General features: G+C 68.8%; 15 protein-coding genes and 1 rRNA gene. 11 read left to right on the forward strand and 5 right to left on the reverse strand.

The features are described 5' to 3' along the window. The 4 genes from rrf to DAT35_RS50810 all read left to right on the forward strand — a co-directional run. Positions 1-99 (forward strand): 5S ribosomal RNA (gene rrf, locus DAT35_RS50795); the annotation flags it as partial. 349 nt (positions 100-448) lie between these two features. Then, positions 449-3,259, forward strand: coding sequence for a serine/threonine-protein kinase (locus tag DAT35_RS50800; protein WP_108076717.1), 2,811 nt, complete (start codon positions 449-451; stop codon positions 3,257-3,259). A gap of 96 nt (positions 3,260-3,355) precedes the next feature. Beyond that, the gene (locus tag DAT35_RS50805) at positions 3,356-4,729 is read left to right on the forward strand and encodes a KamA family radical SAM protein (RefSeq protein WP_108076718.1); all 1,374 of its coding nucleotides are present in this window, start codon (positions 3,356-3,358) and stop codon (positions 4,727-4,729) included. Further along, the gene (locus tag DAT35_RS50810; protein WP_108076719.1) at positions 4,729-5,940 is read left to right on the forward strand and encodes a KamA family radical SAM protein; all 1,212 of its coding nucleotides are present in this window, start codon (positions 4,729-4,731) and stop codon (positions 5,938-5,940) included. The genes DAT35_RS50805 and DAT35_RS50810 overlap by 1 nt, the downstream gene beginning before the upstream one ends. Positions 5,941-5,950: 10 nt before the next feature. Here the strand turns inward: DAT35_RS50810 and DAT35_RS50815 are convergent, their stop codons facing one another. From DAT35_RS50815 to DAT35_RS50825, 3 genes are read right to left on the reverse strand one after another with little or no spacing between them, the layout of a single operon-like run. Beyond that, positions 5,951-6,454: a hypothetical protein gene (locus DAT35_RS50815; protein WP_108076720.1), complete on the reverse strand. Its 504-nt coding sequence runs from the start codon at positions 6,452-6,454 to the stop codon at positions 5,951-5,953. A gap of 60 nt (positions 6,455-6,514) precedes the next feature. Beyond that, positions 6,515-6,838: a hypothetical protein gene (locus DAT35_RS50820; RefSeq protein WP_108076721.1), complete on the reverse strand. Its 324-nt coding sequence runs from the start codon at positions 6,836-6,838 to the stop codon at positions 6,515-6,517. 42 nt (positions 6,839-6,880) lie between these two features. Beyond that, positions 6,881-7,423, reverse strand: a complete 543-nt coding sequence (locus DAT35_RS50825) for a hypothetical protein (protein WP_233262194.1) — start codon at positions 7,421-7,423, stop codon at positions 6,881-6,883. A 71-nt stretch (positions 7,424-7,494) separates the two neighbouring features. Between DAT35_RS50825 and DAT35_RS50830 the strand changes: the two genes are divergently transcribed. The 6 genes from DAT35_RS50830 to secF all read left to right on the forward strand — a co-directional run bounded on the left by DAT35_RS50830 (position 7,495) and on the right by secF (position 14,516). Next, entirely contained in the window at positions 7,495-8,601 is a 1,107-nt protein-coding gene (locus DAT35_RS50830) for a SpoIID/LytB domain-containing protein (protein ID WP_108076723.1), read from the forward strand. A gap of 49 nt (positions 8,602-8,650) precedes the next feature. Beyond that, positions 8,651-9,736, forward strand: coding sequence for a tRNA preQ1(34) S-adenosylmethionine ribosyltransferase-isomerase QueA (queA, locus tag DAT35_RS50835; RefSeq protein WP_108076724.1), 1,086 nt, complete (start codon positions 8,651-8,653; stop codon positions 9,734-9,736). 13 nt (positions 9,737-9,749) lie between these two features. Further along, positions 9,750-10,934, forward strand: a complete 1,185-nt coding sequence (gene tgt, locus DAT35_RS50840) for a tRNA guanosine(34) transglycosylase Tgt (RefSeq protein ID WP_108076725.1) — start codon at positions 9,750-9,752, stop codon at positions 10,932-10,934. A gap of 272 nt (positions 10,935-11,206) precedes the next feature. Then, positions 11,207-11,560 (forward strand): preprotein translocase subunit YajC, encoded by a 354-nt coding sequence (yajC, locus tag DAT35_RS50845; RefSeq protein ID WP_199243251.1) that lies wholly within the window; start codon positions 11,207-11,209, stop codon positions 11,558-11,560. Then, on the forward strand, positions 11,560-13,329 hold the full coding sequence (secD, locus tag DAT35_RS50850; RefSeq protein ID WP_108076727.1) for a protein translocase subunit SecD: 1,770 nt from the start codon (positions 11,560-11,562) through the stop codon (positions 13,327-13,329). The genes yajC and secD overlap by 1 nt, the downstream gene beginning before the upstream one ends. Before the next feature lie 20 nt (positions 13,330-13,349). Continuing rightward, positions 13,350-14,516: a protein translocase subunit SecF gene (secF, locus tag DAT35_RS50855; protein ID WP_108076728.1), complete on the forward strand. Its 1,167-nt coding sequence runs from the start codon at positions 13,350-13,352 to the stop codon at positions 14,514-14,516. An 87-nt stretch (positions 14,517-14,603) separates the two neighbouring features. On the opposite strand, the gene DAT35_RS50860 is transcribed toward secF, so the two are convergent. Beyond that, the gene (locus tag DAT35_RS50860) at positions 14,604-15,191 is read right to left on the reverse strand and encodes an acyloxyacyl hydrolase (RefSeq protein ID WP_108076729.1); all 588 of its coding nucleotides are present in this window, start codon (positions 15,189-15,191) and stop codon (positions 14,604-14,606) included. Positions 15,192-15,410: 219 nt separating this feature from the next. Between DAT35_RS50860 and recJ the strand changes: the two genes are divergently transcribed. Then, positions 15,411-17,126, forward strand: coding sequence for a single-stranded-DNA-specific exonuclease RecJ (recJ, locus tag DAT35_RS50865; RefSeq protein WP_108076830.1), 1,716 nt, complete (start codon positions 15,411-15,413; stop codon positions 17,124-17,126). Between the two features lie 6 nt (positions 17,127-17,132). Here the strand turns inward: recJ and DAT35_RS50870 are convergent, their stop codons facing one another. Then, positions 17,133-17,354 (reverse strand): YHS domain-containing protein, encoded by a 222-nt coding sequence (locus tag DAT35_RS50870; protein ID WP_108076730.1) that lies wholly within the window; start codon positions 17,352-17,354, stop codon positions 17,133-17,135. Between the last annotated feature and the right edge of the window lie 275 nt (positions 17,355-17,629).

Raw genomic sequence — 17,629 nt, forward strand, 5'->3', positions numbered from 1 at the left:
GGGGTCCCACCCGTTCCCATCCCGAACACGGAAGTTAAGCCCTCCAGAGCCGATGGTACTCCGCGGGAAACCGCGCGGGAGAGTAGGTCGCTGCCGGATTTTTTTTGAAGGCCCCGAGTCCTCACACGCAAGTGTGGACTCGGGGCCTTCGCCTTTGCGGGCTCCGGGCACCAGATGGTCCCACGAGGCTTGGACCTCGAGCTTATGGGGCTCGCCGGACCTGGCTTGAGCGGGCTCGGGCCTCGAGGGGGCGTCTCATGATCGCGGGGCCGGTTTCCAGAAGCGGATTGCATGGCCCAAGTGGCTGGAACTCTTGGGGAATCCGCCACCTGAGGTGGTTTGACTCCCCGTCCGTGCTCCGTCTAAAGTCCCGGGTCCGTCCGGTTTTCCACCCACCGTTCCACACCGAGCGGCGCTGTGGCCTTCCCGGGGCGGGCGGATCCACGCAATGAAGAAGCCGACTTTATTTGGCAAGTACCTCCTCCTCGAGCGCATCAACGTTGGCGGCATGGCGGAGGTCTTCACGGCCAAGGCCTTCGGCGTCGAAGGGTTCGAACGGATCCTCGCCATCAAGAAGATCCTCCCGACGATGGCGGAGGACGAAGAGTTCATCACGATGTTCATCGACGAGGCGCGGATCAGCGTTCAGCTGAACCACGCCAACATCGTGCACATCCACGAGCTCGGGAAGCACGAGGACACCTACTTCATCGCCATGGAGTACGTGTCCGGGCGAGATCTGCGCACGCTCCTGGAGCGCTACCGGCGGCGCAAGGAGATCATGCCCACGGCTCAGGCCGTCTTCGTCGCCTCGAAGATCTGCGAGGGCCTCGACTACGCACACCGGAAGAAGGACGCGCGCGGGCAGGACCTGAACATCATCCACCGCGACATCTCTCCGCAGAACATCCTCATCTCGTACGAAGGCGAGGTGAAGCTCATCGACTTCGGTATCGCCAAGGCGGCGAACCGCTCGCAGAAGACCCAGGCCGGTATCCTCAAGGGCAAGTTCGGTTACATGAGCCCGGAGCAGGTCCGCGGCCTGCCCATCGACCGCCGCAGCGACGTCTTCGCCGTGGGCGTCATCCTCTACGAGATGTTGACGGGTGAGCGGCTCTTCGTCGGCGAGTCGGACTTCTCCACCCTCGAGAAGGTCCGCAGCGCGGACGTGCCCATGCCTCGGCAGTTCAATCCGAACATTCCGGCGGGGCTCGAGAAGGTGTTGATGAAGGCCCTCGCCCGCGATGCGGAGGACCGCTATCAGTGGGGCTCTGATCTCCAGGAGGACCTCATGCGGTTCCTCCTGGCCGGCGACGCCATCTACTCGTCCAAGCATCTCTCGGGCTTCATGAAGGAGGCCTTCGCGGAGGACATCGTCCGCGAGGCCGAGAAGATGGAGCGCTACGCCTCCGTCGAGCGCCCGGAGCAGATCGAGACCTCGGGCGTCACGGGAGACATCTCCCGCGCGCCTCGCCGGCAACAGGCCGTCCCCTCGACCCCCGTCGCCAGTCGCTCCCCCACCTCCGCCCAGCCCGCCGTGAGCAGCGGCTACATCCCGCCTCCCACTGAGGATGAGTTGGCCGAGCTCGATGGGGCGGGAGACAAGACGCAGATCGTCGATTCGTCCATTGCCCTGTCAGGTGCCTCCAGTCAGGGGCCCTCGGCCAGTGTGCTGGTCGACGACAGCCTCACCGGAGAGACGAGCTACCCTCCCGAGACGGACGAGACCCTTCCTCCTACTCCCCGCGACAGGTTCCGCGGCGGCGGCAAGCCGCAGGTGGTCATCGGAGAAGGTGAGGGGTACTCGGGCGCCACCGTCATCGGTCCCGCTCCCACGGCTCGCCCGTCTCAGGAGGAGCCGGCGGACGCCAATGCCACCCGCGTCGGTCAGATCGAATCGGGTAGCACCATGCTCAGCCCGATGCCCACGGGCCAGCGGATGCGTCTGCAGATGGATGAGGAGCAGGACTCCTCTCCGCCTCACGAGGACGAGCAGGACGAACAGCAGCTGTCCGAGGATGAGTCTCAAGACGAGTACGGCGATCCTGGTGCGGATCAGCAGGAGGATCCCCAGGAAGAGGAGACGACCGGACCCGTCGACGTCCCGTCCGCGGCGGCCCAGAAGCCCACTCCCGAGAAGTCGAAGCCCACCAAGGCGCCGCGCGCCGTTGGGGCCGCCAAGAAGCTGCCTCCGAAGGCCATCATCGGGATTGCCGCGGGCGCCGCGCTGCTCGTGATCGTGGTCCTGGCCGCCGTGATCTTCTCCGGGCCTCGCACCGGCAGTTTGATGATCTCCGTCCAGCCCGCCGAGGGCTCAGAGGTCCGGATCGACGGGAAGATCGTCGCGCAGAACCAGGTCATCCAGCTCCCCGAGGGCGCTCACAAGCTGACCGCCACCGCCCCGGGTCATCTGCCCGCGGAGCAGTCGGTCACCGTCACCAAGGGACAGCGTCCCCAGGTGGTGTCCATCGCGCTGGATGCAGAACCGCCGCCCGACAAGCCCGCGGCGACCGACACCCATGTCGCCAGCGCCACTGGGACGGGCACGGGTACGGCGACTGGTACAGGTACCGGTACCGGCGATGCTCCCCCGAATGGCACCCAGCCCACGGAGACCCCTCCCAAGCAGGAGCCCGCGTCGCAGACCGCCTCGGCGACGGGGACGGGGACGGGGACTGGTACGGACACTCCGCCCGCGGCCGTGGAGCCCCCCAAGCCGACCACGTTCGCGGCGGTGTTCGTGGGCGATTCCGGCGCGGAGGTCGAGGTGGCCGGCAAGCGCGTGGGCCGGACGCCCGACGCGAAGCTCGCCAATCTCACCATCGGCAAGAGCTACTCCTTCACGGTCTCTCGCGCTGGCTACAAGAGCTACTCCGGGAAGTTCCGCTCCGATGGGGAGACCGAGGTGCAGGTGCCCTTCGAACTCGAAAAGGAGGAGCCGCCTCCCACCCCCGAGCGCCAGGCCACCAAGCCGCCTTCCACGCCAAAGAACTCCGGCAGTAGCAAGGCCCCCGCTCCTCCCCCCGCTCGTGCGGCCAAGGGCAAGCTCGCCTGCAGCTCTCGTCCCGCCGGTGCGCAGATCTGGGTTGATGGCAAGAACACCGGCCGTGAAACGCCCGTGGCGCTCGGCAACCCGCTGATCCTCCCAGTGGGGAGCCGCACCGTCGTCTTCAAGCTCGGCGGCAAGCAGAGCAAGCCCCAGAAGGTGAACATCACCGAGGGGGATGTAGCCAAGCTCATCAACATCCCGGTCGAGTAGTCACGCATTCGTTGCCCTCTTTCCAATGTTGGGTAAAGAGGGAGCTCTCCCTGGGGCTCCTGTTCCCGGGCCCTGGTTTCATTAAGGTTGATCGCCATGACGACGACACCCCTCCGCGGCAAGGCCTCCTCGGCCGGCCCCGCGCAGCAGCCTTTCTCCTACCCGCTCCGCCGTGAGTTCGTGGAGCCCGATTGGAGACGCCTGCCCGGCTACAAGGACGTGACCCAGGCCGAGTGGGAAAGCTCCGTCTGGCAGCGCAAGCACACCGTCAAGAACCTCAAGGAGCTCCAGGCCGTCCTCGGCCACCTCCTGCCGGCGGATCTCCTCGCCAGCATGGAGCGGGACCAGCGCGAGCGGGCGACCATGTCCATCCTCGTCCCGCCCCAGATGCTCAACACCATGGACGAGACGGACCTGTGGAACGACCCCGTCCGCCGTTACATGCTGCCCGCCTTCGACGACCGGCACCCCGAGTGGCCCAACCACCCCAAGGCCAGCCGCGACAGTCTCCACGAGGCGGAGATGTGGGCCGTGGAAGGTCTCACCCACCGTTACCCCACCAAGGTCCTGGCGGAGATGCTCCCCACCTGTCCCCAGTACTGCGGCCACTGCACCCGCATGGACCTGGTGGGCAACGACGTCCCCCAGGTCCAGAAGCACCGCTTCAACATCCCCCAGAAGGAGCGCTACGAGCAGATGCTCGACTACCTGCGCCGGACGCCCACCGTCCGCGACGTGGTGGTCAGCGGCGGTGACATCGCCAACCTGCCCATCCAGTCGCTCGAGCCCTTCGTCAGCGCACTGCTCGACATCCCCAACATCCGGGACATCCGCCTGGCCTCCAAGGGCCTCATGGCCATCCCCCAGCACTTCCTCCAGGACCAGGTCCTGGCCGGGCTGGATCGTCTGGCCAAGAAGGCCGTCGAGCGCGGCGTGGACCTCGCGCTCCACACCCACGTCAACAACGCCCGTCAGCTCACCCCGCTCGTGGGCAAGGCCGTGCGCAAGCTGCTCGACATGGGCTTCCGCGATGTGCGCAACCAGGGCGTGCTCCTGCGCGGCGTCAACAGCACTCCCAAGGATCTGCTCGAGCTGTGCTTCACCCTGCTCGATCACGCGAAGATCCTCCCGTACTACTTCTACATGTGCGACATGATCCCCAACTCGGAGCACTGGCGGCTGAGCGTGGCCGAGGCCCAGCAGCTCCAGCACGACATCATGGGGTACATGCCCGGCTTCGCCACCCCGCGCATCGTCTGTGACGTGCCCTTCGTGGGGAAGCGGTGGATCCACCAGGTCTCCGAGTACAACCACGAGCGCGGCATCTCGTACTGGACCAAGAACTACCGCACCGGCATCGAGGGCAACGACCCCGACGCCCTCACGCGCAAGTACGAGTACTTCGACCCCATCTACACGCTGCCCGAGTCCGGTCAGCAGTGGTGGCGTGAGCAGGCCAAGGCGGCGTGATGTCCCCCTCAGTGCCGCCCTCCAAGGGCGCTCCCGTGCGTCCGGCTTCCGAAGCCGGGCGCCGGGTGCTCTTCCCCGAGGCCACTGACGCCGAGTGGTCCGACTGGCGCTGGCACCAGCGCCATGCCGTGCGCAACCTCGCGCAGCTGGAGAAGTACGTCCCGCTCTCTCCCGACGAGCGCGCCGGCGTGCAGGAGACCTCCTCGCTCTTCCGCATCGGCATCAGCCCGTACTACCTGTCGCTCATCGACAGGGACCACCCGCTCTGCCCCATCCGGATGCAGTCCATCCCCGTGCGCGCCGAGGCCCGCATCCGTCCCGGTGAGCTCGCGGACCCGCTCGGCGAGGACAAGACCCGGCCCGAGGAGGCCATCGTCCACAAGTACCCGGATCGCGTGCTCTTCCTCGCGCTCGATACGTGCTCCGTCTACTGCCGCCACTGCACCCGCCGCCGCATCACCAAGGGCGGTGAGGCCGAGCTCACCAAGGAGCAGATGCGCCGCGGCATCGAGTACATCCGCCGCCACCCCGAGGTGCGCGATGTGCTCATCTCCGGGGGAGATCCGTTCCTCCTCACCGAGGAGCGGCTGGAGGAACTGCTCGCCCCCCTGCACGAGATTCCCCACGTGGAGATGGTGCGCATCGGCACGCGCGTGCCCGTGTGTCTGCCCATGCGCGTCACCGACTCGCTGGCCCGGCTCCTGCGCCGCTACGCCCCCGTCTACGTCGTCACCCACTTCAACCATCCGAAGGAGGTGACCCCCGAGGCCCGTGAGGCCTGCGAGCGGCTCGTGGACCATGGCGTCCCCGTGGAGAACCAGGCCGTGCTCATGCGCCGGCTCAACTCGGACGCACGCATCATCCAGGAGCTCTCCCACGCGCTCCTGCGCATCCGCGTCCGCCCGTATTACCTCCACCAGATGGATGTGGCCGAGGGCTGCGAGCACCTGCGCACCCCCATCTCCAAGGGCGTGGAGATCCTCCAGCAGCTCCGTGGATACACCACCGGGCTCGCCGTGCCCCACCTCGCCGTGGACCTGCCCGGCGGTGGGGGCAAGGTGACCCTCCAGCCCGATTACGTGCTCGAGCGCGGTGCGCAGCAGACCGTGTTCCGCAACTACAAGGGCGAGCGCTACGTCTACCCCGAGCCCGAGGAGACCGACTGCTCCTGCCCCTACGACGCCGTGTGGCGGGAGAAGCGCTGGGGGTAGGGGAGGGGGCCTACTCGCTCTCGGGCAGGCCTTCCTCGCCGGCAGGGATGCCGTGCTCCACAACGGGCAGGCCGTTCTCCTGCCCCTCCACCGTCACCGGGTTCTCGTCGTTGAACCCGTTCTGGACCTGGATCTCCCCGGCGCCCTGCTCCTGGGACTTCGCGGCCTGCGCCGCCTTCTCCTTCGCCTCCAGGGCCTTGTCCGCGGCCTCGACCTGCGCGTTCTGCTCCGGTCCCATCCGGGCCGTCTGCCGCGCGTAGTCCTTCCGCGACACGCCGTTCTTGTCCATCACCTCCTGGATGGCTTCCTGCTGCTCCCGGATCATCTGCCGCCGCTCGGCCGCGCTCAGCTCGGAGGACTTCTTGTTGCCGTGCGCCGCGTTCACCTTCTCCGCCGCGGCCTTCTCCTCGCGCCGGATTCGGGCAATCTGCTCGGGCGTGAGATCCCCCGCGAGCACGAGGCCCGGCAGGGTGAGACAGCTCGAGAGCAGCAGGGCGGACAGACGGCGGGACATGGGCGCTCCTGGGTGGGTCTCCCATCGTAAGGGAGGTCGGGCAGCGGTGGGTAGGCGTTGTCAGCGCGTCTCGCAGCGCGTGCAGCGCTCCGTCGTCTCCGCACAGGACTCCCGCGCTCGTGCACACCGCGGCGGCAGGTCCGTCCGCTCCGGATGCCGGGCCACCACGCCGCACAGGTCCTCCGACACGGCGCACGTCTGGGTGGACAGGGTGCACCGGTCCGAACAGGACAGGTTGCCGGCCTCGCCTCGGGACCGCAGCTCCTCCAGCCGCGCCTCATAGGTGGTGAGCTGGTCGTCGTCCGACCCCGCCACCCGGGTCTCCATCTGCTTGGGACATCCCACGAGGGCCAGGGTGAGCAGGGCTAGGCTCGCAGCGCGCATGCGTCTCCACTTATGCGCCGCCGCCTGCTCCGTCCAGGGGCCTCAGCGCTCGATGGACCGCGGTTGGACAGGCCGCTGCTCCCGGGGTTCCTCGGGGCGGTTGCAGTATAGGTACGCCGTCAGCCCCAGCAGGGCCAGCACCGCCAGCTTCCTCAGCCACTCCTCCCGCTGCCGCTTCGGAGAGTCTTCCTCCTCACGCTCGGCGGCTTCGAGCGCCGCCGCCACCTCCGCGCCCAGCGCTCGCAGCCTCCGGCACAGAGCCACCGTCTCCGCCAGCGCCGGGGGGACCGTCACCGTCTCGCGCTCCAGCGCCTCGGTGAGGGCCCTCGCCCAGACATCCTCCTCTACGTCGCTCTCCGGAGAGCGGCAGGGCAGGCCCACGGCGTTCGTCAGCTCCAGTCCCGCCCTCAGCAGGTGCACCGAGAAGGCTTCCCGGGAGATTCCATAGAAGGCCGCGCAGTCCTCCAGGGAGTGGCCCTGGACCAGCCTCCTCACGAGGAGGGCGGTCTGACGGTACGGCAGCGCTCGCAGCGCCGCGCAAAGCTCGGGAGTCGTGAGTCGGGAGACGTCGAGGGCAGGGGACACGCGGGGCGCATTCTCCGTCATCCGCCGGCCGATTTCTTGAGCCTCGTGCACCACCCCCTACACTGGCCCCCATGTTGCGTCCTGTTGCACTGCTGCTGCTCCTGCTCGCGCCCCTTCCCGCGCTCGCCGTGGAGACCATGCGCATCGCCATGGGCGACTCCCAGGGCGAGGTGCGCGTGAGCGGCAAGGCGCTCTCCTTCGGCTCCGACACCGAGGACGCCCGATTCTCCCCGCTCGCCCAGGACAGTGTCGTCGTGCGGCGCCGGGGCTCGCGCCTGGAGCTCAACGGCGCCCCCGTCATCGGCAGCGCCGTGCGCTTCCGGGCCGGTGTGGACTCGGAGGACGCGGGCGTGCCCGGCTCCTCGCCCCTGCGCGCCGGCGACATGGAGGTGCGCGGCGATGTCGTCGTCCGCCTCTACAAGGACGGGCTTCAGCTCGTCAACGTCATCCCGCTCGAGGACTACCTCGCCGCCGTGCTCGGCAGCGAGATGCCCGTCTCCTTCCCCCTCGAGGCCCTCAAGGCCCAGGCCGTGGCGGCCCGCACCTACGCCCTCCAGAAGAAGCTCGAGACCTACGGCGCTCCCTTCCACATGGGCAGCAGCGTGCTCCACCAGGTCTACGGCGGCCTCAATCGCGAGGACGAGCGCACCCGCTCCGCCGTGGAGGCCACCCGCGGCGAGGTGCTCACCTACGAGCTCGCCCCCATCGAGGCCTACTTCCACTCCTCCTGCGGCGGCCGCACCGAGTCCGGTCAGGACGCCCTCCAGCGCTCGCTCCCCTATCTGCAGCCCGTGGATTGCCCGTGTGGCCGGCTGCCCGCCAGCCGCTGGAGCGCCACCGTCTCCGATTCCGAGCTGCGCTCCGCCCTCGGCCAGTCCACCGAGGGCTTCCGCGTCACCTCCCGCACCGACACCCACCGGGTGAACCGGGTCGCCGCCTCGGGCGGCCTGTCGCTCGATGGGGCGACGCTCCGGCGGAAGCTCGGCTACACGAAGCTCAAGAGCCTGGACTTCGACGTCGAGCGCACCTCCAGCGGCTGGCACTTCACCGGCCGCGGCTATGGCCACGGAGCCGGCTTGTGCCAGTGGGGCGCCAAGGCGCTCGCCGACGCGGGCCGCTCCTACCGCGACATCCTCCTGCACTACTACCCGGGGACCGAGCTCCAGCATCTCTACTGATACATCCCGTTTCGTCGGGGCGCCGGGGCTGTTAGAAGCCCCTCCTCCCGTGTCGTCACTGCTCTCCGATTACGACTTCGAGCTCCCCGAGGCGCAGATCGCCCAGGCCCCCCTCGCGGCCCGCGATGCCTCCCGCCTCATGGTGGTGCGCCGTTCCTCGGGCGCGTGGGCCCATCGCCACTTCTCCGAGCTGCCCGAGTTGCTGCGCGACGGCGACCTGCTCGTCGTCAACGACGCCCGCGTCATCCCCGCCCGGCTCCTTGGCTCCAAGGCTGGCACCGGCGGCCGGGTGGAGCTGCTCGTCGTCCGCCCGGCGGCCTCCACGCTCACCTCCCAGGCGCTTGGTGGCGCGGCCGAGGCGCTCGAGTGGATCTGCCTCGGCCAGGCTTCCAAGGGGCTCAAGCCCGGGGCGCGCATCTCCTTCCCCGAGGGGTTGGAGGCCGAGGTGCTGGAGGCGCTCGGGGGAGGCGAGTACCGGGTGCGCTTCCACGCCTCGTCCGGCACGTCGCTCGCCGCGGCACTGGAGAAGGCCGGCCGCCTGCCACTGCCGCCCTACATCACCCGTGCCCCCGAGGCCTCGGACGCCGAGCGCTACCAAACGGTGTACGCGCGGGCCTCGGGCGCGGTGGCGGCTCCCACGGCGGGGCTGCACTTCACCGACGCCACCTTCGCGGCGCTCGCGGCCCGGGGCATCCACCGCGTCGAGGTGACGCTCGACGTGGGGCCCGGCACCTTCCTCCCCGTCCGGGAGGAGAACCTCGAGAAACACCACATGCACCCGGAGCGTTACTTCGTCCCCGAGGCCACCGCCCGGGCGGTGAACGCCGCCAGGGCCGAGGGCCGCCGGGTGGTGGCGGTGGGCACCACGGTGGTGCGCACCCTGGAATCGGCCACGGACCCGGACTCGGGCGCCCTGCGCGCCGGGCCGGGCGAGACGACGATGTTCATCCGCCCCGGTTTCACCTTCCGGCAGGTGGACGTGCTGCTCACCAACTTCCACCTTCCGCGCTCCACGCTGGTGGTTCTGGTGAGCGCGCTGCTCGGCCGCGAGCGCACCCTGGCGGCCTACCGGGAGGCGGTCGCCGCCGGCTACCGGTTCTTCTCGTACGGCGACGCGATGTTGGTGACGGAGTAGGAGACACGACGCAATGGGAGAGCCGCGCAAGGAGAAGGGTGACACCCGGGTTCCACCGAGCCTGGTGCGCTACGAGCTGCTGCACGAGGACGCCTCGGGCACGCGCGCACGCCGGGGCCGGCTGCACACCCCCCACGGCCAGATCGAGACGCCCATCTTCATGCCCGTGGGCACCGTGGGCAGCGTCAAGGGCGTGGGCCCGGACGAACTGCTGACGATCGACGCGCAGATCATCCTCGGCAACACCTACCACCTCATGCTCCGGCCCGGAGATGACCTGGTGGGAGAGATGGGCGGCCTGCACCGCTTCATCTCCTGGAATCGGCCCATGCTCACCGACAGCGGGGGCTTCCAGGTCTTCAGCCTCGCCGAGAAGCGCAAGATCACCGAGGAGGGGGCCGCCTTCCAGTCGCACCTGGACGGGCGCCACATCCTGCTCACGCCCGAGCGCTCCATCGAGATTCAGGAGACGCTCGGCGCGGACATCATCATGGCCTTCGACGAGTGCCCGCCCTCCACCGAGGACCGGGCCTACATGGAGAAGTCCCTGGCGCGCACCACGCGCTGGCTGCACCGGTGCGTGAAGGCCTGGAGCCGCGAGCGCTCCTCGCTCTTCGGCATCGTCCAGGGCGGCCTGAACAAGGACCTGCGCAAGGCCCACGCCGAGGAGGTGTGCGCGGTGGACCTGCCCGGGTTCGCGCTCGGGGGCTACTCGGTGGGAGAGACCCCGGAGGCCATGCACGAGGGCGTGGCCTTCTCCGCTCCGCTGCTCCCCCGGGACAAGCCGCGCTACCTCATGGGCGTGGGCACGCCCGTGGACCTGGTCACCTGCGTGGAGCACGGGGTGGACATGTTCGACTGCGTGCTGCCCACCCGTTGTGCGCGCAACGGCCTGCTCTTCACCTCCGAGGGCAAGGTCACCATCCGCAACGCGACATACGCCAAGGATCCGCGGCCCGCGGACCCAGCCTGCTCCTGCTACACCTGCCGCAACTTCAGCCGCTCCTACCTGCGGCACCTCTTCGTGGCGGGGGAGATCCTGGCCATGCGGCTCAACACCCTCCACAACCTCCACTACTTCCTGGACCTCATGAAGCAGGTGCGTCAGGCCATCGCCGAGGACCGGTACGCCACCTTCGCCCGCGACTTCCGGGAGAAGGCCCGGGCCCAGGAGGCCGAGCGCACCCGGCCGAAGTGAGCCCCCGGCGGCCCTCCAGCCAGCCGGTTCCCGGGACCCGCTGGCGCCTCGCTGGAGTGGCGGCCGGAGCCTTCGCCGGCGCCTCCTGGGGCACCTGATGGCCAGAAGGGGAGCGGCCGGGCATGACGCAGCACGGAAAGGCCGGGGCCGCCTCGCCGTTCACTTGCCCGGGGTGTGCGCCTGCTGCTAAGAGGCCCCCCTTTCCGGATAATCCGTTGTCTACTGGTGGACGGCGGTTGGGACGGAACCCTTTCTAAGCGGCGAGGCGGTTTGTGGCAGACAGTTATCTGATCCTGGCTCAGGCAGCGGGTGGACCCGGCGGGATGATGAACATCGTCTTCATCATCGGCCTGTTCGCGATCATGTACTTCGTCATGATCCGCCCGCAGCAGAAGCAGCTCAAGGCGCACCGCGAGCTGGTCTCCGGACTCAAGAAGGGTGATGAGGTCCTCACCCAGGGCGGCATCATCGGGCGCATCCAGACGGTGGCGGATCGCGAGGTGACGCTCGAGATCGCCAACGGAGTGCGCATCCGCGTGATCAAGACTTCCGTGGCTGGCAAGTACGCCGCTCCCGGCGAGACGCCGCCGGCCACCAAGACCGACGAGAAGAAGGAGGAGAAGTAATGGACCGCGGCTGGTACTGGAGGCTGGGCCTGGTCATCGGCGTGACGCTGCTGACCATCTGGTGCCTCATTCCCTCCTATTACTCCCTGTTCGTGCTCGAAAAGAGCCAGCGCAACAACCTGACGGTGCTCCAGGAGCGGCTGCCCAAGTGGGCTCCCCCGGCGAAGTACCGCATCAACCTGGGGCTGGACCTGCAGGGCGGCATCCACATGGTGATGCGGGTGGACACCAAGACGGCGCTCCAGAAGCGGACCGAGCGCCGGGGTGATCAGATCGCCCGCTACATCAACGACAAGCAGCTGGGCGAGGTCTCCGTGGACACGGACCCCGAGCACCTGCTGCTCACGTTGACCGCCAAGGATCCGGCCACCATGGACGCGATCGAGAAGGAGGTGCTCGCCACCTTCACCGACTTCGTCAAGGTGTCGCGCGATGGCGCCAAGCTGTCGCTGGCGCCGGACGAGGGCCAGGTGAACCGCTTCCGCGAGGAGGCGGTGGACCAGGCGATGCTCGTCATCCGCCGCCGCATCGACAAGTGGGGCGTGGCCGAGGTGGACGTGCGCAAGCTGGGCACCGACGCCATCCAGATCTCCCTGCCGGGCCGCAATGATCCCGAGCAGGCCAAGGAGCTGGTGGGCACCACCGCGCAGCTCGAGTTCCGCATGGTGGACGACTCCACCGACTTCTTCGGGCAGACCTACAAGCAGACCCCGCCGCCGCCCGACAGCAACATCACGCTGACCAACACCGAGGGCTTCCCGCAGCTGCAGGGCCCCAACCGCGAGGCGCTGCTGGCGTACCTGAAGGACAAGACGCCGCACGATCGCGAGGTGCTGACGGAGTGCGTGGCCAGCGCGACGAAGAAGGGCGTGTGCGACAGCTACCGCACCTTCCTGGTGGAGAAGGACGTGCCGCTGACGGGCGAGAGCCTGACGGGCGCGGACGCCTCGCTCAGCCAGCTCAACGAGCCGGAGGTGAACGTCAGCTTCGACGCCGCTGGCGCGCGTGAGTTCGAGCAGCTCACCGAGAAGGGCACGGGCCGCCGGATGGCCATCGTGCTGGACGACTACGTGCAGTCCGCGCCGCGCATCAACGAGCGCATCGGCGGTGGCCGGGCGCGCATCACCATGGGCCGCGCGGGTGGCCGTCCCATCCAGGAGTGGCTGTCCGACGCGCAGACGCTGGCGCTGGCCCTCAAGGCGGGCGCGCTGCCGGCCCCGGTGACCGTCGGTGAGATCCGCCAGGTGGGCGCCTCGCTGGGCGACGAGCTCATCCGCAAGGGCGGCCTCGCCGCGGGTGTGGGCGTGCTGCTCGTCGTCGCCTTCATGGCCCTGTACTACAAGTCCGCGGGCCTCATCGCGGACGTGGCGCTGCTGCTCAACGGCCTGCTCATCCTGGGAGGCCTCGCGCTCTTCAACGCCACGCTCACGCTGCCGGGCATCGCAGGCTTCGTGCTGACGCTGGGTATCGCGGTGGATGCCAACGTGCTCATCAACGAGCGCATCCGCGAGGAGATCAGCCATGGCAAGTCGGCGCGCGCCGCGGTGGACCAGGGCTACGACCGCGCCTTCTGGACCATCTTCGACGCCCACGTCACCGCGCTCATCGCCGGCTTCATCCTCTTCTTCACGGGGACGGGCCCGGTGCGCGGCTTCGCCACCACCCTCATCATCGGCCTGCTGGCCTCGCTCTTCACGTCCATCCTCGTGACGCGCGTGATGATGACCTACTTCGTCCACGGCCGTAACGCGCAGACGGTGTCCGTCTAGCCAGCCCCAGGGGAAGAGCGATGCAGATCCTCAAGCACAAGACGAACATCGACTTCATCGGCAAGCGCAAGCTGGCCATCTTCATCTCCACGGCGGTCAACCTGCTCATCCTGGTGGGCATCGCCGTCTTCGGGTTCAACTTCGGCGTGGACTTCGCCGGCGGCACGGTGGTGGAGGTGAAGTTCCACCAGCCCATCTCCGCGGCGGACGTGCGCAAGCGCGTCGAGTCCGGTGGGCTGCACGACGTGTCCGTGCAGAGCATCGGCTCGTCGGATGAGAACTCGTTCCTGGTGCGCCTGGGCGGCGTCACCCAGCTCACCGAGCAGACCGCGGCCCACGCCAAGGAGGCCATCCAGGCGCTGGGGCCGATCAAGACCGTGTTTCCGGACCTGGCCAACGGCATCATCAACTTCCGCTCCGAGCAGCCCCTCTCCACCGAGCAGATCCGCAAGGCGGTGGAGGGCACCGGCACGGGTGTGGAAGAGGTGCGCGAGCTGGGCCAGGCGCAGTCCGGTGGCTTCGACTACCAGGTCGTCGCCAGCGGCATGGCGGACCGCATCCGCAGCGCGCTGATGTCGGGCCATGACCAGCCGGACTTCGAGATGCGCCGCACCGAGTACGTGGGTCCGCAGGTCGGCAAGCAGCTGCGCAACCGCGGCATCATGGCGCTGCTGTACTCCATGGTGGCCATCCTCATCTACGTGGCGTTCCGGTTCGACTTCAAGTTCGGCCCGGGCGCGCTCGTGTCCATGCTCCATGACGTGGTGATGGTGGCCGGCTTCTACCTGGTGACTCGCGCCGAGTTCAGCCTCACCGCCATCGCGGCGCTGCTCACCATCGTGGGCTACTCGGTCAACGACACCATCGTCATCTACGACCGCATCCGCGAGGACATGGCCAAGTACAAGGGCAAGCCGCTGGCCGAGGTCATCAACATCGCCGTCAACGACACCCTGGCGCGCACCATCCTCACCTCGGGCGTCACGGCGCTCTCCCTCGTCGGTCTGATCATCTTCGGCGTCGGGGAGATCCGCGACTTCGCCCTGGCGATGCTCGTGGGCATCGTCGTCGGCACGTACTCGTCCGTGTACATCGCCAGCCCCCTCACCATCTGGCTGGATGAGCGCGCCGCCGCTCGCGAGGCTCGCCACAAGAAGGGCGGCGTGCAGCAGCCCTCCGAGGCCTGAGCCCACTCCAGGCCGGGTGTACCCAGGGCCCTCGTGCTCCGCGCAGCCGCGGAGACGGGGGCCCTCGGTGTTTTCAGGGGTCCGGCTTCAGAAACGGCCGCCCACCGTCAGGTTGGCGTCCAGGATGCCGCCGCTCGCGTCCCCCGCCACCGCCGCGTCCGCGAAGTTGTCGTCCACCAGCACCCGGTAGGTGCCCCGGATGCCCGCCGTCAGCGCCCCCGCGTTGAACTCGAGGCCCGCCGCCAGGGGCAGTTCCTCCATCACGTCCGAGCTGTACAGGGCCGTCTCCGGACCCCGCACGTACACGTAGGACACACCCAGCCCCGCTCCCACGAAGGGACGCACCCGCTCTATCGGCGGCGACAGCTTCACCAGGGTGGTGGCGCCATGGCGGATGAGCGAGGGCGTTGCGTCGGCCCGGAAGCGAGCGTCCGTCACGTCGTTCTTGGAGCCGTCGTAGCCCACCTCGAAGCCCAGCATCGTGTAGGGCTGGAGGTTGAGGGTGGCACCCCAGGTGGGCCCCGTCGCTGACAGGCCTCCGAGATCGCCCGTGTACCCGCCGATGCCGCCGCCCAGGAAGACGTTCACATCTCCTTGCTTCCCTTGTGCCATCGCGGTACCCGCCACCCCCAACCCGAACGCCAGGGCCGCCATCCGGATGCCCCTGAGTGTCATGCCGACCTCCTTGTTCTCTGGTTTGCAGTTCAAGCTGTGCATCCCTGGCAACGTGTGTGTAGAGCAGGCATCCAACGAGCGCTCGGCTGGCCGTCTCCTCGGTGGACGGCGGAGCGAGCCCCAGGTCGGGTTCCCTCGGAGAGACTTCCGAGGTAGACTGGGGGTGTTTTCTCGTTGTCCCGGGAGCCCACGGTGGGTCTCCGAGGAGGGGAGGCGAACGTGCGTTGGTTGATGCCGGAGGTGCCCCAGGAGCAGGCAGCGTCGCTGGCCGCTGAGCTCGGGCTGCATCCGCTCTCCGCGCGTGTGCTCGTGCACCGGGGGTTGAGCAATCCCGAGGCCGCCTCGGCCTTCCTGTCGGACCGGCTGGCCGATCTGCCCGATCCCTTCCGGATGAAGGGCATGGCCGCCGCCGTGGAGCGGCTGTTCCGCGCCATCCGCCAGAAGGAGCCCATCACCCTCTACGGCGACTACGACGTGGACGGCGTGTGCTCCACCTCGCTGCTGTGCCTGTTCCTCCGGGAGCTGGGCGCCCGGCCCGCCACGTACATCCCCCACCGGTTGGACGAGGGCTATGGCCTCAACGTCCAGGCCGTGGAGAAGATCGCCGCGGATGGAACCCGGGTCCTGGTGACGCTCGACTGCGGCGTCACCTCCGTGGCGGAGATCTCCCGGGCGAAGGAGCTGGGCCTGGACGTGGTGGTGGTGGATCACCACACGGTGCCGCCCACGCTGCCTCCGGCCGTGGCGGTGCTCAACCCGCACCAGCCCGGGTGCGAGTACCCCACCAAGCACCTGTGCGCCGCTGGCGTGGCCTTCAACCTCTGCATGGGGCTGCGCAAGAAGCTGCGCGAGGATGGCTGGTTCGCCACCCGCAAGGAGCCCAACCTCAAGGCGCTGATGGACCTGGTGGCCATGGCCACCGTGGCGGACGTGGTGCCGCTCACCGGCGCCAACCGCATCCTCGTGCACCACGGGCTTCAGGAGCTGAGCGCGGGCCGCCGCTACGGGGTGCGCGCGCTCAAGGAGGTCGCCGGCCTCGATGCGGACAGTCCCGTCACCGCCGGCCAGGTGGGCTTCCGCCTGGGGCCTCGCATCAACGCCGCCGGCCGCCTGCATGACGCCTCGCTGGGGTTGCAGCTGCTGTGCTCCGAGACGCTCGACGCGGCGCGCTCGCTGGCGCAGGTGCTGGACAGGGCCAACGCCGAGCGGCAGGGCATCGAGAGCAGCATTCTCACCGAGGCCCTTGCCCAGGCGCAGGAGCGGGCCGAGCACGTCCGCGGTTTCGTCCTCTACTCCGAGGGCTGGCACCCGGGCGTCATTGGAATCGTGGCCTCGCGCGTGGTGGAGCGCTTCCATCGGCCCACCGTCATGGTGGGCGTGAAGGATGGAGTGGGGAAGGGCTCGGCGCGCAGCATCGAGGGCTTCCACCTCTACGACGCGCTCAGCGGCTGCGCGGACCTGCTCGCCCGCTTCGGTGGGCACAAGCACGCCGCCGGCCTCACCATCGAGGCGAAGAACCTGCCCGCCCTGCGCGAGTCCTTCGAGCGCATCGCCAAGCAGCGGCTGACGCCAGAGGACCTGGTCCCCCGCTGCAAGGTGGACGCGGTGGTGGGCGTGAGCGAGCTGGATGAGCGCGCGGTGGAGGCACTGCAGCGGCTCGGGCCCTTCGGACAGGGCAACCCCGAGCCCGTGCTGGTGCTGCGCCACCAGGTGGCCCGCCCGCGCGTGCTGGCGTCCAAGTCCGGAGGCGGCGCTGGCCACCTCAAGCTGGCCCTGGTGGACGCGCCGGCCGTGGACGCCATCGGTTTTGGCATGGCGGATCGGCTGGCGCTCACCGAGGGCCCGGTGGACCTGGCCTTCCAGGCCAGCTTCGACACCTTCCGCGGTCAGCGGCGGCTGTCCCTCAAGCTCAAGGACCTGCGCGCCGCGGCCTGAGCCCGCTCAGGCGATGCCCCAGCGCACCCGTCCCGGCGTCAGCAGCGCCCCCGCGCGTGCCAGGTCGTTCATCCGGAAACGCTCGGCCTGACGCTCGAAGGCCGTGCGGCACCGCTCCGAGCAGAAGAAATACTTTCGCTTCTTGTACTCCGTGGACGGACGGCCATCGGGCGCCTCCAACTGCTTGCCGCAGACCGGGTCCAGGTGTCGCTTTGGTACGTCCTTCATTCCCCGCCTCCCCACCAGACTCACCCTTCACGGGCGGTTAAAGCAGCAGGCGTGCCAGCGGCGAACCCCGTGGATTCGCGAGGTTCTGTGCCGGGGCCGCCTGGAGGAGAGGTAACCGGCGGCCCGCGAGGGGAAAACTTTTCCCTGCCCGCGGGTGCTGGGGTGCCCTCCAGTACGAGGCTCGGGGCGCCTGGGACGCTGGCGTGGGGCGCTCCTGGCGAGGGTTGAACAGCTCGCCCTTGCTCGACCCGGGTCTCTCACGCTCTGCTCTCCTC

Source organism: Vitiosangium sp. GDMCC 1.1324, assembly GCF_003044305.1.
In the GTDB taxonomy this organism is placed as follows: Bacteria; Myxococcota; Myxococcia; order Myxococcales; family Myxococcaceae; genus Archangium.

Excerpts from the sequence above, each read along its gene's own strand:
- DAT35_RS50800 (WP_108076717.1), top strand. The coding sequence starts at position 449 with ATGAAGAAGCCGACTTTATTTGGCAAGTACCTCCTCCTCGAGCGCATC.
- DAT35_RS50805 (WP_108076718.1), top strand. The coding sequence starts at position 3,356 with ATGACGACGACACCCCTCCGCGGCAAGGCCTCCTCGGCCGGCCCCGCG.
- DAT35_RS50810 (WP_108076719.1), top strand. The coding sequence starts at position 4,729 with ATGTCCCCCTCAGTGCCGCCCTCCAAGGGCGCTCCCGTGCGTCCGGCT.
- DAT35_RS50815 (WP_108076720.1), bottom strand. The coding sequence starts at position 6,454 with ATGTCCCGCCGTCTGTCCGCCCTGCTGCTCTCGAGCTGTCTCACCCTG.
- DAT35_RS50820 (WP_108076721.1), bottom strand. The coding sequence starts at position 6,838 with ATGCGCGCTGCGAGCCTAGCCCTGCTCACCCTGGCCCTCGTGGGATGT.
- DAT35_RS50830 (WP_108076723.1), top strand. The coding sequence starts at position 7,495 with ATGTTGCGTCCTGTTGCACTGCTGCTGCTCCTGCTCGCGCCCCTTCCC.
- tgt (WP_108076725.1), top strand. The coding sequence starts at position 9,750 with ATGGGAGAGCCGCGCAAGGAGAAGGGTGACACCCGGGTTCCACCGAGC.
- secD (WP_108076727.1), top strand. The coding sequence starts at position 11,560 with ATGGACCGCGGCTGGTACTGGAGGCTGGGCCTGGTCATCGGCGTGACG.
- secF (WP_108076728.1), top strand. The coding sequence starts at position 13,350 with ATGCAGATCCTCAAGCACAAGACGAACATCGACTTCATCGGCAAGCGC.
- DAT35_RS50860 (WP_108076729.1), bottom strand. The coding sequence starts at position 15,191 with ATGACACTCAGGGGCATCCGGATGGCGGCCCTGGCGTTCGGGTTGGGG.
- DAT35_RS50870 (WP_108076730.1), bottom strand. The coding sequence starts at position 17,354 with ATGAAGGACGTACCAAAGCGACACCTGGACCCGGTCTGCGGCAAGCAG.